The organism is Marinobacter nanhaiticus D15-8W (assembly GCF_036511935.1).
Taxonomy (GTDB): Bacteria; Pseudomonadota; Gammaproteobacteria; order Pseudomonadales; family Oleiphilaceae; genus Marinobacter_A; species Marinobacter_A nanhaiticus.
Genome location: NZ_AP028878.1, coordinates 201949 through 217492 on the forward strand (window position 1 = coordinate 201949; position 15544 = coordinate 217492).

The 15544-nt window shown below is 60.7% G+C and carries 13 protein-coding genes; 6 read left to right on the forward strand and 7 right to left on the reverse strand.

The window, feature by feature from the left end:
• Positions 1 to 27 precede the first annotated feature (27 nt).
• From RE428_RS00930 to RE428_RS00940, 3 genes are all read right to left on the reverse strand, one after another.
• The gene (locus RE428_RS00930; protein ID WP_004579427.1) at positions 28 to 1482 is read right to left on the reverse strand and encodes a GTPase/DUF3482 domain-containing protein; all 1455 of its coding nucleotides are present in this window, start codon (positions 1480 to 1482) and stop codon (positions 28 to 30) included.
• Positions 1475 to 2860 (reverse strand): DUF2868 domain-containing protein, encoded by a 1386-nt coding sequence (locus tag RE428_RS00935; RefSeq protein ID WP_004579426.1) that lies wholly within the window; start codon positions 2858 to 2860, stop codon positions 1475 to 1477. Before RE428_RS00935 ends, RE428_RS00930 begins: the two co-directional genes overlap by 8 nt.
• 201 nt (positions 2861 to 3061) lie before the next feature.
• On the reverse strand, positions 3062 to 3607 hold the full coding sequence (locus tag RE428_RS00940) for a DUF1415 domain-containing protein (RefSeq protein WP_004579425.1): 546 nt from the start codon (positions 3605 to 3607) through the stop codon (positions 3062 to 3064).
• A gap of 134 nt (positions 3608 to 3741) precedes the next feature.
• Here RE428_RS00940 and RE428_RS00945 point away from each other — a divergent pair, with 134 nt between their 5' ends.
• Entirely contained in the window at positions 3742 to 4101 is a 360-nt protein-coding gene (locus RE428_RS00945) for a DUF6164 family protein (protein ID WP_004579424.1), read from the forward strand.
• A gap of 21 nt (positions 4102 to 4122) precedes the next feature.
• On the opposite strand, the gene RE428_RS00950 is transcribed toward RE428_RS00945, so the two are convergent.
• On the reverse strand, positions 4123 to 5070 hold the full coding sequence (locus RE428_RS00950) for an alpha/beta hydrolase (RefSeq protein ID WP_051079752.1): 948 nt from the start codon (positions 5068 to 5070) through the stop codon (positions 4123 to 4125).
• 202 nt (positions 5071 to 5272) lie between these two features.
• Between RE428_RS00950 and RE428_RS00955 the strand changes: the two genes are divergently transcribed.
• Positions 5273 to 6862, forward strand: a complete 1590-nt coding sequence (locus RE428_RS00955; RefSeq protein WP_004579422.1) for a sensor domain-containing diguanylate cyclase — start codon at positions 5273 to 5275, stop codon at positions 6860 to 6862.
• Here RE428_RS00955 and RE428_RS00960 read toward each other — a convergent pair.
• Entirely contained in the window at positions 6802 to 7623 is an 822-nt protein-coding gene (locus tag RE428_RS00960; protein ID WP_004579421.1) for a M90 family metallopeptidase, read from the reverse strand. The two genes, RE428_RS00955 and RE428_RS00960, sit on opposite strands and share 61 nt — an antisense overlap.
• Positions 7624 to 7913: 290 nt before the next feature.
• Between RE428_RS00960 and RE428_RS00965 the strand changes: the two genes are divergently transcribed.
• The gene (locus RE428_RS00965) at positions 7914 to 9203 is read left to right on the forward strand and encodes a serine hydrolase domain-containing protein (RefSeq protein WP_004579420.1); all 1290 of its coding nucleotides are present in this window, start codon (positions 7914 to 7916) and stop codon (positions 9201 to 9203) included.
• Here the strand turns inward: RE428_RS00965 and RE428_RS00970 are convergent.
• The gene (locus RE428_RS00970; protein ID WP_004579419.1) at positions 9200 to 9544 is read right to left on the reverse strand and encodes a hypothetical protein; all 345 of its coding nucleotides are present in this window, start codon (positions 9542 to 9544) and stop codon (positions 9200 to 9202) included. The two genes, RE428_RS00965 and RE428_RS00970, sit on opposite strands and share 4 nt — an antisense overlap.
• Positions 9545 to 9908: 364 nt before the next feature.
• Between RE428_RS00970 and RE428_RS00975 the strand changes: the two genes are divergently transcribed.
• Positions 9909 to 10169, forward strand: a complete 261-nt coding sequence (locus RE428_RS00975) for a hypothetical protein (protein ID WP_004579418.1) — start codon at positions 9909 to 9911, stop codon at positions 10167 to 10169.
• Between the two features lie 55 nt (positions 10170 to 10224).
• Here RE428_RS00975 and RE428_RS00980 read toward each other — a convergent pair whose 3' ends face one another.
• On the reverse strand, positions 10225 to 11220 hold the full coding sequence (locus RE428_RS00980; protein WP_004579417.1) for a hypothetical protein: 996 nt from the start codon (positions 11218 to 11220) through the stop codon (positions 10225 to 10227).
• Between the two features lie 200 nt (positions 11221 to 11420).
• Here RE428_RS00980 and RE428_RS00985 point away from each other — a divergent pair, with 200 nt between their 5' ends.
• Together RE428_RS00985 and RE428_RS00990 are read left to right on the forward strand one after the other, a co-directional pair.
• Positions 11421 to 14948, forward strand: coding sequence for a response regulator (locus RE428_RS00985; RefSeq protein ID WP_227500183.1), 3528 nt, complete (start codon positions 11421 to 11423; stop codon positions 14946 to 14948).
• Positions 14949 to 14970: 22 nt separating this feature from the next.
• Positions 14971 to 15501 (forward strand): hypothetical protein, encoded by a 531-nt coding sequence (locus tag RE428_RS00990; RefSeq protein WP_004579415.1) that lies wholly within the window; start codon positions 14971 to 14973, stop codon positions 15499 to 15501.
• Positions 15502 to 15544 lie beyond the last annotated feature (43 nt).

Below are 15544 nucleotides of genomic sequence, written 5' to 3' on the forward strand. Positions count from 1 at the left end.
CCGTTTCTGGCAATTCAAATGCAAAGCTCATGAATGCGCCCTCCCTGGCCCTTTCCGGAACTGCTCCTGCCACTGTTCGAATGCATCCATCGACTCACTGACGACCTGGATCCAGTGAGTATGTCGGCGGCCGTCGGTCGTACCCTTGCCCAGACGCTGTACAAGGCCCTGCAGCTCGCGCTGGCGGTCCCTGGACAACTGTTCCAGCCAATGGCTCTCGGTGTTCTCCAGCGCCATGGGCGAACGCCCGGCATGGTTGCGATGACTGATCTGATACCAGTGGTTTAATGCTCTTCCAAGTATGACATAGGCAAATTGAAGGTCGGCCACCGGTCCATAACGCAGTGTCTGTCGGTCGCCGAGGAGCGGGCCGAAGGACCACTTGGCCAGGCGGTCTGCGTAAAAATAGCTGCTGGCCGCACCAATAACGCCACCCAGGAGCGCGCCGGTGCCGAAGGAGGCACCGAACGTCAGGGCGTCGATTCCGACACCACCCAACGCGCCTGCGCCGAAGCCTGCGGTAGCGAGATAGGTTCGGCTGACGCCCCAGGCAGCACGACTGCGCTGGCTGAACAGGTCATCATTCTGCCAGTCCAGGTCCCGTTCCTGGCGCTGTATGCGGTGATGCTGGTAGAGACCTTCGATGGCATGCCGCAGTTGCCGCTCGCGCTTGCGCTGGGCATCGAGCCAGCGCTGCTGCAGATGTCGGCGGGAATCGCTGCGAGGCTCGTGGGTGCTCTCGATGGCGGAGACCTGGAGCTGCATCATGTCGCTCAAGGCATGGACGATAAGCTCCGCTGCCTGTTCGTGACGTTGCTGGCGCTGGCGTTCGAGGTGCGTGGTGGCCGTGCCGAGCAGCTTTTCCCAACGGGGCTCCAGTTGGCCGAAGGCGCGCAATAGTCCCAGGTGCTGTTCGAACGGCGCGGTCACCGCGTTGAAGCGCCGGACAATGCGGAAGTACTGGCCCAGGGCGTTTTCCCAGTCGTTGCTGTGGTCGTCGCTACCGATCGCATTGATCAGGGCCAGGCTGGGCCGGCCGGTCCACTGCAGGATGGTCATCTCTGCTTCATTGGCCGGACTGTAGGGCACCGAACCGTCGACCACGTAGATGATGCCGGCCTGTTGCTCGATGATCGGCGCGAGTAGCTCGCACTCGTCATGGAACTGCGGATCGTCCCGGTGCTGGTGGTAAAAAGCGCGCACCGTATCCGGTCTGTCGGAGGCCGAGGCGCTATGCGCTTCCAGCCATGCCAGTACCCTGCGTGGGCGCTGGAAGCCGGGCGTATCGACCAGATTATAAAGGGTTTCGCCGTCCACCTTGAGTGGAAAAGCCTGGCTTTCCCGGGTGGTGCCCGGCTCCATGGCGATGGCGATGCTGTCGTTCTGGGACAGGGTGGCCACCACGCTGGATTTGCCGCGGTTGGGATGCCCGACGATGGCAAAGGTGGGGGCTGTGCGGGTTAGCGTCGTGGCATCAGCCATTCTGGCAAGCCTCCAGGTCGGGAGCCGGCAGTTGGCAGATCCACAGGTTGGCATCTTTCTGTCGCTCGACGAACCGTTGCCATTGAGCCAGTTGCCGCGTCGAGGATGCTTCCAGCGGCTGCTCGCCACCAATCGGGACCAGTGCCAGCAGGCGGTTGCGCGACCAACTGCGGCGGGCCTCCTGGATGAAGTCCGCCAGTTCGCCGGTGGGCGGCTCCCAGGCCCGGGCCAGCAGAATCACCGGGCCCGGGAGTTCGGCCAGTTCGTCGAGGACGGCCCGGTCCTCCGCCAGGGAGGCCGTACCACCGGCATCAACAATGCGAGGGTTCGGCCCGTCGAGAAGCGTGCGTACGGCGTCCGCATCCCGCGCGGCGCCGGCCCACCGGATAAGGGCGCCACTCGCAGGCAGACTGTGCAGCTGGTCTTCCGGTTGATGCAGGGGCACAGTCTGGCCCTCACCGGATGCACCTGTTGTTTCGACTGTCGGCGTCGCGAAGCGGTGCATCAGCGATGGCCGCCCGGGGTGAAGTCGCAACAGCCGCCGAGCCTGCATGCGCAGATGTACGCGGGCGAATACGGTCAGCAGAAGTCGGGGCAGCACCGCATAGGTCAGCCAGAACATACAGACGAACGGCCACCAATCACCATAGCGGGCCGGTTCGCTGACGCGCGGATCACCGAGGCGGAAGAACTGGGTCTGTTCGACCAGTTCCATTGAAGGCACCGCCGCCGGCCACAGAAGCGACCAAGGGCGCGACAGCCCCTGGACGAGCGCGCCATAGCTATCGGCGGATGTGCGCAAAGTCGTACTCCAGCCAAAGGCGAGATCCTGGACCACGACCATGGCCAGCAGGGTCAGCAGGCCGGCAATCGTAAACGCCAGGGCTGTCTGCTGGGCGGTGCAGGCGGCCAGTTGTGGCTGTAACAGATCCAGCGCGGTGGTGGGTCCATGATTTTCGCGCCCCGGCGACAGCAGACGCCCCCAGGGCCGCCAGCCCACCAACGCCTGTACCGTCGTCGCCAGGGCGAGCAAGCCTTGCAGGGCAACGAAGCCAATGATCACGGTGACATTGATTTGCTGACTGCCGTCGTAGAACAGCAGGCCCAGCATAGTCAGCACGCCGAGCAGGGCACCGACCGGAAGCAGCCATAGCGAAAGCCGACGCCAGCGCTGAAGCCGTGTGTCCGGCTGGTTTTGTTCGAGCCGATGGGCGTCGATGTGATCAAGCCAGCCGGCCAGTGAGGGCTTGCGCCGCTGGGCGCGGCAGTCGAGGGCATAACGGCGATCGCGCCGGTGCAGGAAGAGGGCGGACTGGTTCTGGTCGCGCCGCACCTGGTCGTCAAAGTCCAGTAACAGCGTGACGGGGCTTTTGCTCATCCGGTTGGCATCCTCGGATTCAGGGTCGCTGGCGTGTGCTGTTGTCGTTCCTGAGCGTCAGCGGTACGGCAAACTCATGATGCGAATGATAAAAGTGTAGCGCGGCAATTGCAGGCCCGGCCAGTGAAAGACTATTTAGTCGTGGTCTTCTACGGTTGGGACAGCCGCCCTGCGCCATACGCCCCCTTGTCAGCGAAGGCTCTAATCTTCCCAGAGAGCATCCCAGCCGGGTTTCCCGAGGGCGCGCAAGCGATCGATATTGGCGTGGTAGATCTCGTCCGGGTCCTGCATGGCATCCACCGCCCGACTCACACTGTCTTCGCGCAGCAGGTGCAGGATGGGATAGGGCGCTCGGTTGGTGTAGTTCTCGATGGCATCCTGGGGCGTGTCGGCAAAGCGGTAGTCGGGATGGAACGTGGCGATCTGCAGCACGCCTTCCAGGCCCAGCGCATCCAGCAAACCTTCGGCGGCTGCGGCGAAATCGTTGAACGCTGCGAAATCGGCCAACCCATTGCCAAGTATGAGCAGCGTGGTATCCCGCTGCTGCGGCGAGCGGGCAACCAGGGCTTCGATTTCGGTGACCAGCGCATTCAGCAAACCTTCCTCATCCGTCGCTTCGCTGACGGCAAGGTGTACTTGCGATTGTCGGTAAGGCGCACGCGCAAACGGACACAGGTTGAGGCCGATCACGGCGCGTTCGAGCCATTTGCGAGTGGCGGTAGCAGCAGGATGCTCAGGATTAGACATGGGGTGGCCTGGCTGGAGGTTGAAGCGTGGGGCATGATAACGCGGCTCGAGCGGGCTGTCCCGGTCGCCGGATTACACCAGTCCAGCTTACGTCGGTACAATAGGCGCCGATCTGACTGCCGATGAGTTGCTCCATGCCCCACTTCCTGATGAACCTGCGCCATGTGCCCGATGACGAGGCCGATGAGGTGCGGGCGCTGCTCGAAACCAACAATATCAACTACTATGAAACGCCACCCAGCCGCTGGGGCATCAGTATGGGTGGCTTCTGGGTCCATGAGGCGGACGAAGCGGAGCGGGCCCGGGCGCTACTGGATGAGTACCAGTTGAACCGTGCCCGCGATCAACGGGCGGACTACGATCGCCGTCTCGCAGCCGGCGAAGTGCCGTCCTTTGGCCAGCGGCTGGCGCGGCGTCCGCTGACGGTAATCGCGATCCTGCTGGCTGTTGCGCTGGTGCTGGGATTGGCGGTGGGGCCGTTCCTCCACTGGTAGCCTTGTTCCAGAGGTAGCGGCTCAGTCATCGCCCTCGCCTTCAACAACCGAAATCTTCAGATCCTCGGTGAGCTCCAGTTGCCGGTAGAGAAACTGGATAGCCGCATCCACCGCCTGGTGGCTGGTGAGGAACGTGAGGATATGGCCCCGCCAGCGCAGGATCATCATCTCAGTGGCTACGCCATCGGCGGCTAGCGTGGCCTGGAAGTCAGTGGCATGGTCCAGCGGGACCAGGCTGTCCCAACCGCCATGGAACAGGAAGAAAGGCGGCGCCTGGGGTGTAACGTGCGTCACGGGTGATGCGGCTGCGTAGCGGTCCGGCATCGCCTGTTTGGTGTCGCCCAGGAATTGCACCACCAGTTCGCCGGAGTCGAACTTGCGCAGATCGCTGGGCGTGCCGCCGGAGACCACCGCGTCCAGCCGGGTTTCCGGTCCGCCGTAGGGTTCGTCGAGCTCGCCGCCTTCACTGGCGACCAGGGCCAGCAGGCTGACCAGGTGAGCGCCGGACGAGTAGCCGAAACCGGCCAGCCGATCGGCATCAATGTCCAGACGCTCTGCATTGTCGTTCAGCCAGTGCATAGCCTGTTGCAGATCGTGCAGTTGGGCGGGAAAGCGATATTGCGGGGCGAAGCGGTATTCGACGTTCATCACCGCGAAACCGTTGCTGGCCAGTTCCTCGGCGATCCATTCCATGTCTTCCGGCGAGCGCCGCTCCCAGCCGCCGCCGTGAACGGTCAGCACCGCTGGGTGAGGTCCCGGGCCTTGCGGCAGGTAGATATCCGCATGCAGCGGCTCGGGCCAGTCGGCCGGAGTGTAGACCCGGTTCTCCTGCAGCGTCCATTCGGTGTCCGGCGTGTCCACTATCCTCTGGGGCGCATTGATATGGCGAGTGCATGCGCACATCAACAGGCTGACGAGCAGAACGAGGCAAGTCCGCGTTCCGGTTATTGATGTTGGGGCTGCTGGCATCACGACTCCTGGCGCTGATCGTCCTGGGCTGCGGCGGTTTGTCTTGCGACTGTTGTCGGATACGGTCGGCACGACCTGGCGGATGAGGTTTGCCGTCGTGCGATGCTGAGGTGTCATGCTCGACGCTATGTTAGCCAGAAGCTAAGTTTATAAATGGGACACCTTCGCGGTACTGCACCTCCGAGTCTGGAGCGCCCTGCCTATGAGCAATACGACGGATGTCACATCCCCGCTACGCAGGTCTCTGCTCATTGGCTTGGTCTACGCTTCGCTCGGTGCCCTTTGGATCGCAGGGAGCGACTATGCGCTCTCGTTCCTTTTCCGCGAACCAGAATCGTTGACCTCCGCCCAGACCTTCAAGGGCTGGTTCTTCATCGGTGTAACTGCCTTACTCCTGGTTTGGGCGATAAACCGCCAATTCCGACGCTATCGCGACGTTATTCAGGCCAATAGCGAGCAAGCCGCCGCAATACGTGAGCTGAGCCAGTTTCGCGAAAGCATCATCGATAATGCCAACATCTGGATCAATGTGTTTGATGTCGATGGCCGCATCATCGTCTGGAACAAAGCGGCAGAGTTAATCAGTGGCTATTCCAAGGAAGAGGTTTTACGCAGGGGCGTGGCATGGGAATGGCTTTATCCGGAAGAGGACTACCGACAACGCGTATTTGTGGCGGCGCGGTCTGTAGTTACCGATGGAGAGGATCTGACGGACTATGAAACGTGTATCACGACCCGTGACGGCGAGAGGCGCCGGATGTGCTGGAACGCCCGTCGTTTCTTTTCGCCAGGTGGTGCCGTGGTTGGGGCGATTGCAATCGCAACGGATGTTACCGAGCAGCGTAAGCTTGAGCGAGAGGCCCGAGCCAGTAGCCGCCAACTAAAGACGCTGATGGATAACCTGCCCGGCATGGCCTACCGCTGCCAGTTCGACGCAAGCTGGACAATGAAGTTCGTATCCGACGGATGCCGCGAACTGACCGGTTATGCGCCAGAAGAACTGATCGAGAATCGGGTTGTGTCGTTCGCCGATATGGTCGAGGACGTCGATAACGAAGAAACAGTTCGTGTTGTGGAGCAGGCCATCGCACAGGCGGAGCCCTATTCGATCGAATACGCCCTCACCCGCCGCGACGGTCGACGTATCTGGATCTGGGAACGGGGGCGAGGCGTTCAGGTCGATGACGATCTGATGTTGGAAGGCATCCTGATGGATATCAGCGACCGCAAGATCCTCGAGGAAGAACTGGCGAGTATGGCCACCCGTGACGCCCTGACCGGCCTTTATAACCGTCGCGAGGCAGAGCGTAGGCTTGAGGCGGAAATCCGTCGGGCTGAGCGTTACGAGCGACCGGTTGCTCTTCTCTGGTTGGACCTGGACCATTTCAAGACCGTCAATGATCGGCATGGACATGCCAAGGGTGACGAGGTGCTACGCCGGGTAAGTGGACTCATTGCCGATTCTATACGCTCCGTGGATATCGCCGCCCGATATGGCGGTGAGGAGTTTCTGGTCGTGCTGCCCGAAAGGGGTTTGGCCGAGGCTTGTGACACCGCTGAACGGCTGCGCCAGTTGATCGAGAGTGAGGTTGTAACCGTAGGCGGCGATTCGGTGGTGCGTCTTTCAGCCAGTATCGGCGTTGCGGTTTTTCCTGACCATGCGTCCAGCGCGGATGAGCTCTGCCATGAGGCAGACCAGGCCATGTATGCCGCCAAGCGGGCCGGGCGCAATCAGGTTTTCAGGGCGGGCCAGTCGGCAGGCGAAAGGCGGAAAAAACCTTCCAGGCATTGATACAGGTGCGGTTCGTCCGCCTTCAGGTCGGCCGGCCTGCAGAAGAAAGCTTCGGTGGCGACGGCGAAGAATTCCGCCGGGTCGGTGGCACCGTAGGGGTCGAGTACGGTATCACCGGTGTTCGCCTGCTGTTTCAGGCGCTCCCAGGCATCGCTGAAAACAGTTTGCCAGGTTTGGGCATCATCGCCGGAGTGGAGTGGCGGCGTGCCATCCGACGCGCCGTCGAGCTGGTCGAGTTGATGGGCGAATTCGTGAATGGCCACATTGCTAACGGCATGGGTTTCCAGCGCTTCACGTTTGAGGGTCGACCAGGTCAGGATGACCCGGCCTTCGCCCCAGGATTCGCCCAGGCGGTCGTCCATGCTCTCGGTGTGGACGAGACCGTCGTGGTGCTCCGCCGGGGCGCGATAGACGTCCGGATAGAGCAGGACGGCTTTGAGGCTGTCGTAGTAATCCAGGCTCAGCCCGCTAATCAGCAGGGCGCCATGGGCAGCGACCAGCAGGCGCATCTGGTCGGTGACATCCAGGCCTTTGCAGCCGTAGAAGTCCAGTTCGTCCAGCAGGATCAGCGTGCCCGATTCGACCCGTTCGCGAACCTCTGGCGGCAACTGGCGATACAGGGTCATGTCCCGCTCCAGCTGCTGGCGCCAGGCATCCGGGAAGGCGCGGGATGCCACCTGCTTACGGCGCTGGCGGCGGTAGAAGAAAAGACGGTAGGCGGCCAGCGTGACCACCGCGAGGACGCAGAGAAAGTACACCATGGTTAACGCGGGTTCTCCTGAAGCCCGAAGAGTAAACGTTAGCTCGCGGAAGCGACTTCACATAATCCTTGGGCGGGGTTTGGCCCCGATTGCACGAACAACCGTGACGCGGCAATGTATCATCCCTGCTTGTTGCCGGCACTTTCCAAGGCGCTTCTGATGAGGTCCATTGGTGATTCGCGCCCTGCCGGAAAGGTCCTCAAGTCTTGCAGAATCGTCAATAGACTTAATTAGAGCTACCCCTAAACAGAAAGAGCGGATGCCGCCGTCGCCGTAAGAGGATATCTGCCATGAACGCCCTGACCCGCCGTGCCCTGAACACGTCCGCCATTCCGCGGGACCTGAGCACCGTAACTACTGTGGATGTCGCCGCGGAGGTGGCGCCCGAACAGGCTGGCGTCAGTGCCGGCGCGCTCGATCAGGTCTGGAGCAGCGTCGAGCGACTCTATCGCACCGGGGTCCATCCCGGAATGCAGCTATGTTTGCGCCACAAGGGACAGGTCGTACTGCATCGGGCGATCGGGCATGCCAGCGGCAACGGGCCGAAGGATGGCAAGGGCGCGCGGCGTCTGCCGATGAACACGGACACGCCGACCTGCTATTTTTCGGCGTCGAAAGCGGTGACGGCACTGCTGATTCACATTCTGGCGGAACAGGGGCGGATCAACCTGCTCGACCCGGTCAGCTACTACTGTCCCGAGTTTGCCCGGAACGGCAAGCGCACCATCACCATCCACCAGGTGCTCGCACACCGTGGTGGCATCCCGGCCATTCCCCGGGACACCCCACTGGACACCCTTTGGGACCCCGATGCCATCTGGCGCTTGCTGTGCGAGGCCCGGCCGGTGGAAGTGGACGGTGCCAAGGTGGCCTACCATGCCATAACGGGCGGGTTCGTGTTGCAGCGTGTGCTGGAAACCGTAACCGGCGAGTCTATCGAGGCATTCCTCGATCATCATATCCGCAAGCCGCTGGGTATGAAGTGGTTTACCTACGGCATTCCCAGCGAGCGGCTACAGGATCTCGCCACCAGCTATGCGACCGGACCCAACCCGATATTTCCGGTGTCCCGCATCCTGCAGCGGGCGCTGGGCGGCGATATGCAGACCATCGAAGCGGTAGTCAACGATGTCCGGTTCCAGGAGGCGGTGGTGCCGGCGGCCAACCTGTGTGGTACCGCCGAGGAGATGTCACGCTTTTTCCAGATGATGCTCAATGGAGGCATCTGGGAAGGTCGGAAGGTCTGCGAACCCCTGACCGTGCGCCGCGCCATCCAGCAGTTCGGCTCGCTGCAGATCGACCGAACCCTCATGATTCCCATGCGCTTCAGTGCGGGCATGATGCTGGGCGGCGAGCCCCTGGGCATCTGGGGGCCGCATAGCCGTGAGGCCTTCGGGCATGTCGGGTTGATCAACAAACTCTGCTGGGCGGACGCCTCGCGGGATATCTCGGTCAGCCTGATCAATACCGGCCTGCCCATCGTCGCCCATCACCTCCCGGCGCTGGTCGGGTTTATCTGGACGGTGTGCCGGGAATTTCCCAAGGTGCCCGAAGCAGAGCGCCCGCCGGCGGTGGCCTAAACGTCGTCCAACTGGGCCTCGAGAATCGCCAGCACCGAAGACTGGATCTCCTTGAAATCGGTGACGGTCTGGGTGCGCTGGATGACGTCGTCCTGCTGGTCCTCGAGTTTCTGCAACTTGGGGATCACCCGCCGGATACCTTCGGTAATCACCTCGTAGGGATAATGGTGATCGAGGATGCTGAGCTTGTTCAGTTCCGCCACTTCCTGATTGAAGATGCTGATGATGTCGTAGAGCATGTCCTTGTGCTGGATTGTACCGGCTTCCCAGTAGGCATCATCCAGCAGTTCCAGCAGTGACATGTATTCCCGCAGGGTATCGGCGACGGACGGTGCGGTCATCTCGGACTCCATTCAGGGAACCTGATGCGCGTCACACACGTACGGCGACCGCTGCAGGTTCGCGTCAGCATAGTGTCTTCCAGAATAGCAGGGGTCTTGGTTTGCGGACAGTTGGGCGGGTACCCGGGAAGGTACTTTCCATCATGGTGCGCCAGCATGGTGCGCGAGCGACTCTATTTCACTTTCGTGAATCATCGTTCACTCTTTATTGCTGTTTGTCCGACAGTTGTGCACAATACGCGTAATCCGAAGTAGACGCCAGGGACGCGAGCGACCGGAATAATTTATCGGGAACCTGTGCGGATATTGCTGATCCAGATATCATCAATGTCGTAAAGAACAACTCAAGGATGAGGGACTGACCATGCTAATCGAACCGACAGCGCTGTCTGACCAGGGTCGCGCAGACCTGCAGCAGCCCAACCTGAATCGCCACGAGAGCGTGCGCGAGCACCTCCAGGAGCGCCTTGAGCGTGAGGTTGCCGACCTGGAAGAACGTATCGAGATGCTCCGTCGCAACCAGGCCCCCCACACCGCGATCATCATTGCCACCTACGAACGCATGATCGACCGTAAAAAGGGTTTCATGTCGACCTGGGGGATGGGCGAACGAACCGGGGAGTAACGGTTGCACTAATATTCCCTTCAGTATTGGCATCGAAGGTAGGTCCGGCGGACCGTCAATTCAGGCGGTCAGCTACGGGCTGTGTGCTATAGGTTTCACCGGTACCTTCCGCCAGATTGCCGCAGTATGCGTTACCAGCGACGTATTCATCACGACATTCCTCTGAGGTGCAGTCGCTCCTGGACGTAAATAATTCAGCAGTTTGTGCCCGGTAATCGACGACTATGCGGGCGCAATCGACAGCCTCTCCAGCAAAATCAAAGCTGATGTCGCTACTGCGTAACCACTGATCCTTATCCATGCCGATGAAAGCCTGCTCCAGACTCAGGCGCTGTTGGTTGTTACCTGCAGTGAATGATGCCTTGAGCAGCTCTGGCCGGTTGAAGCCGATGCTTGAAAAGTCGCGGGCATTATATTGCCAGCCGACGAGTGCGCCTTGCAGATCCTCGCCACTGCGCCCCTGGTAACGGATAACCCGTTGCACTTTGCCAGAAGCATCCGGCGCATAAACCCAGCGAACCACGGGATAGTTGTACCGATCCGTGACCGTTTCGTTCTGCACTTCTTCGAAAGTCACCAGCTTGCCGTTCGCGCTGGTGCTGTATTCCGCAGGATTGCCCGCATCGATACAGTCACTGATATAACGACGACCTTCGTTGAAGTTCTCCACCTGATCCTCGCCGATCATCAGGCTGATCAGGTCCAGCGGATTACGCACGCTGGCATAGCTGTTTGTCCCTGTCTCCGGTTCGCCGCCATTGAAACGGGCGGTCTGGACTTTTACGGCATCGGCCACGGCCTGGTAGGCAGGATCTTCGCTCGAGGCCGGCTGGACCCCGAGGATGACGTCATGGAAAAGTGTGCGATCGAGCCGGGCTGGTTCGGTCACGTTGAAGTTACTGAGGGTCTGGTACACCGCGGTAGCTGGATTGAATGCCGAGCCGCACTCATTGGCGCTCTCGCCTTCCGCGCTGGTATCGCCATCACTTCCACAGCCGGCGAGCAGTATTACCGGGGTTAAAAGGGCCAAAACGATTCGAAATGTCGTCATTGTTGTTGTCCTTTTCGTTCCGCGCTTGATCGGTCGGCGTAAAGGTGCGAATTTTCCGCGTACCGGCTAAAGTGTTGGTAGAGGCTCCCCGAAAAGAAAGCCCGCCTGAGGCGTTAGCCGGTCTAGACGGCACGTTAACGGAATTCGCAGGCTCCTGCCCGCTCGGAGATCACATTTTGCGGCATCTGGAACAGCGCGCAGTGCAACGACCGATCGCTGCCTTGTTGACACGGTTCACCCTGTTTCGCCTGCTGGTTACCCTGCTTTGCCTGCTGGCTTCCTCTGCGGTTCCTGCCGCGGGTAAGGGCTGTCATGATGCGCCCATCGAAGTGGATCCCGGCGACGAACGTATCGGGCTTGCTTCCTGTCTCTGGTACCTGGAAGACTCATCGGGCGAACTCAGTCTGGAAAATGTGCGGGCCAAGGACCTTGACCGGGCGTTCCGCAAGCATGATGGCGGCGTGCTGAACTTCGGCTATACCGAATCTGCGTATTGGGCACGCTTCGATCTGGCATACACCGGCGACGCACCGATGGAGCGTTTTCTGGAGCTGAGCCTACCCCTGGTGGATCATGTCTCGGTCCACGTCTACCGCGACGGCGTACTCTCCGATGAGCGGGAAATGGGCTACAGCCCCAGTTGGGACGAGCGTGAGCTGCTGGTCCCCAACCCGGTATTCAAGCTGACCCTGCATCCCGACGAGGCAGTGCGGGTGTACCTGCGGGTGGAAACGGCCAACACCTTCCGCCTGCCCCTGGTGCTCTGGGCGCCGGACGCCTACATAGAGAAGGTCGCCGTGGATGAAACCATCCAGGGCATCTTCCTCGGCAGTATCCTGGCGATACTCGCTTATAACCTCTTCGTCGCAGTGGCCGTTCGTGAGCGTAGCAACATCCACTATGTGCTCTACCTGGTGTTTGCCACGCTGTTCATTGCCACCGAGCAGGTCCACGGACTGCAGCTTTTCGATGAGCGTCCCTGGTTCCTGAACAAGGAGTTCCTCCACTACCAGATCCTGCTCACCTGGTTCTTCGGCATCCTGATGGCGCGGGAACTACTGGAATTACCCAAGCACTCCGGGGATTTGGACAATGTACTGAAGGTCTGTCTCTGGGGCGTCGTGCTGACGTTTTTCCTCAGTCTGTTCATGCCGTACCACGTAGCCATGGAATGGACGGTGCTCGGCTCGATCGTGCTGGCCATCGTCATGATCGCGGTGAGTTATTGGGCCTGGAAGCATTTCAACGCCGCTGCCCGGACCTACTTCTTCGCCTGGACCTGCACCCTCGCGGGCGTGGGCATGTATGCGCTGACGGTCATGGGGCTGGCGCCGCTCAATTCCTTCACGGCCCATTCTCCCCAGATCGGCCTGACGGCCCAGATCATCCTGTTCTCCTTTGCGCTGGCGGACCGCATCAAGCTGATCCAGGCTGAAGCGCTGGACTGGTCCCAGCGTGCGTTGTCCAACCTGACCCGTTACCAGTCGCTCTTCAATAATGCAGTCGAGGGCATCTTCCAGATGTCGCTGGAGCGTCGATTTGTTGCCGCCAACCCGGCGATGGCGGAACTGTTGGGTTACGAGGACCCTGAGCGCATGGTACACCGGGTGCCGGATGTGCTGTCCGCCTGTTTTGCCGACCCGGGACTGCGTCAACAGGTGATCGAGCAACTGGAGACGCGCGGCACCTCCAAGGGTATCGAGACCCGCTGCTACACGCTTCAGGGGGAGGAGCGTTGGCTCAACGTCTCGCTCAACACCGTTTATGACGTGGATGGCGAGCCGGAACACCTGGAAGGCACCTGCATCGACATTACGGAGCGCAAGCAGCGGGAGGTCATCGAGAAGGAGCGCGAGAACGAGCGGATGGAGAAGGAACTGGCGCGCAACGCCGCGGAAGCGAAGAGTCAGTTCCTCGCCAACATGAGTCACGAGATCCGCACGCCGCTGGCGGCGATCATCGGTTATGGTGAAACCCTGCTCGACCCTGAGTTGGATGACCAGGAGAAACGGACCAGCGCCGAGACGGTTGTTCGCAGCGGCCGTCACCTGCTGGATCTGGTCAATGACATCCTCGACCACTCCAAGATCGACGCCAATAAGCTCAACGTGGAGATTCTCAAGGTTCATCTGCCGGAGCTGCTGGATGAGGTGCGTGCCTTCTTCGCGCCGCGGGCCAGGGAAAAGGGCATCGACTTCACCATCAACTGCGGATTTCCCTTGCCGGAAACGATCCAGACCGACCCGACCCGTTTGCGCCAGATCATCATCAACTTATGCGGAAACGCGCTGAAATTCACCGAAAGCGGCTCGATCTCACTGACTGTGCGTTGCCAGCGCGATACCGAGACCCTGGTGGCGAGGGTGGTGGACAGCGGTATCGGCATGAAGCCGGAACAGTTGGCGCGGTTGTTCGATCCCTTCGCCCAGGGTAGCGCGGCGATCGCCCGCCAGTATGGGGGTACCGGACTGGGATTGAGTATCTCCAAGCGGCTGGCGGAAATGCTGGGAGGCAACATCAATGTCAGTAGCGTCTATGGCGAGGGCAGTGAGTTCGAGGTCACCATTGCCACCGGCTCCCTGGACGGCGTGCACCTGCTGCGTGATGCCTCGGAGCTCACGCAGCGCCGCCGCATGCTGCCGATGATCACGGCACCGCGACTGCGTGGGCGCATCCTCTGCGCCGAAGACAACGAGGTCAATCGCAAACTGGTGAACCTGATGGTCCAGCGCACCGGTGCCGAGATCGTATTCGTCAATAACGGTGCCGAAGCCCTGGATGCGGCCACCCATGGCACCTTTGACCTGATCTTTATGGATATCCAGATGCCGGTGATGAACGGTCGCGACGCCACTGCGGCGTTGCGTGAGGCCGGTGTGAACACGCCGATCATCGCCCTTACCGCCAATGTCATGGCCGAGGATATCGAGGACTACCGCCGTGCCGGCTGCACCGATCATCTGGCCAAACCTATCGACAAGCGGCGTTTCTACGAGGTGCTGGGCCGTTACCTGACCCTGGATGAATGGCCACGCGACGACGAGGCGCGGCAATATGCCGGCACCGTACTGGTAGCCGAAGACAACGACGACAATCGCCACCTGGTAGAGCGGCTATTGCGCCGCTTCGGTCTGGAAACGATCACCGTGACCAACGGCCGCGAGGCGGTGCAGGCAGCGCTCGCCCAGACGGTCCACCTGATCCTGATGGACCGGCACATGCCTGATATGGATGGACCCGAGGCCACGCGCCTGTTACGCCAGACCGGTTTTCGCCGTCCCATCGTAGCGTTCACCGCCGGCGATCAGCAGGAGATCGAGGAACTGGTGGAAGCCGGTTGTGAAGGTGCGCTGAACAAGCCGATCGACAACGGCCACCTGGCGGCGATACTGGCGCGCTACCTGGAGATATCCGACAGCTCGGGCACGGCGGCCAATGAGGAGGACGAAGGTATCCGGACGTTGGTCAACCAGTTCCTTGAGAGCCTGCCTGGACGCATGAAAACCATGGAAAAAGCGCTGCTACAACAGGACTGGGCAGCCCTGCAGGGACAGGCGCACCAGATCAAGGGTACGGCAGGTGCCATGGGCTATCCGTTGATGACTGAACAGGCTGGGGAACTGGAGGCTGCCGTCAAGCGCGGTGAAACCGACGCGGTATCCGGCCTGTTTGATACACTCAAGACCCTGATGCGCCAGGCACTGGCCCGCCATGCGACATCGGAATGACCAAGTGAGGATCGATAGCAGTATGGATGATAGACACCACAGTGATGCGCCGTCGCTAAACACCATGTTTGGTACCTATGCGGACGTGCTGTTCGTATTGTTTCCCTTCCTGGTGATCGTCATGCAGCGAATGTGGGACGGCGAGCTGGCGCAGGTGCTGCTTAGGCCGGACTTGAGTATCGCATCTGCGATCCTGGCGGGGCTTGCGATTGGCAAGTTCGTCCTGGGGCTGGTGACCAACCAGGACCTGGGGCGTCATAAAGAGCGCATCGTCTTCTTTATCGCCCTGACCCTATTCCTGGTCATGGGACCCTCAATCATCCTGATCATCAGTATCGTTGGTGGCGAGCAGGTGCCCGGCTTTGTGGCCTTCCTGCAGCCGGTGCTGCTGATCGTTGCCATTTCCCTGTATACCACCGCGATCTCGGTCAGCAACATGCTTATCCGAGGTGACAACCGGGATGACCATCCCGACAGGCGCGGCGAGCAGGCATCGGACAAGATCGCCACACCCACGCCGCTCCATATCCCCCGCCGTTCCAATGGCGAATAGATGATCCTGCGGTGGCTTATCTTTGATCATTGAGAGGAATTGA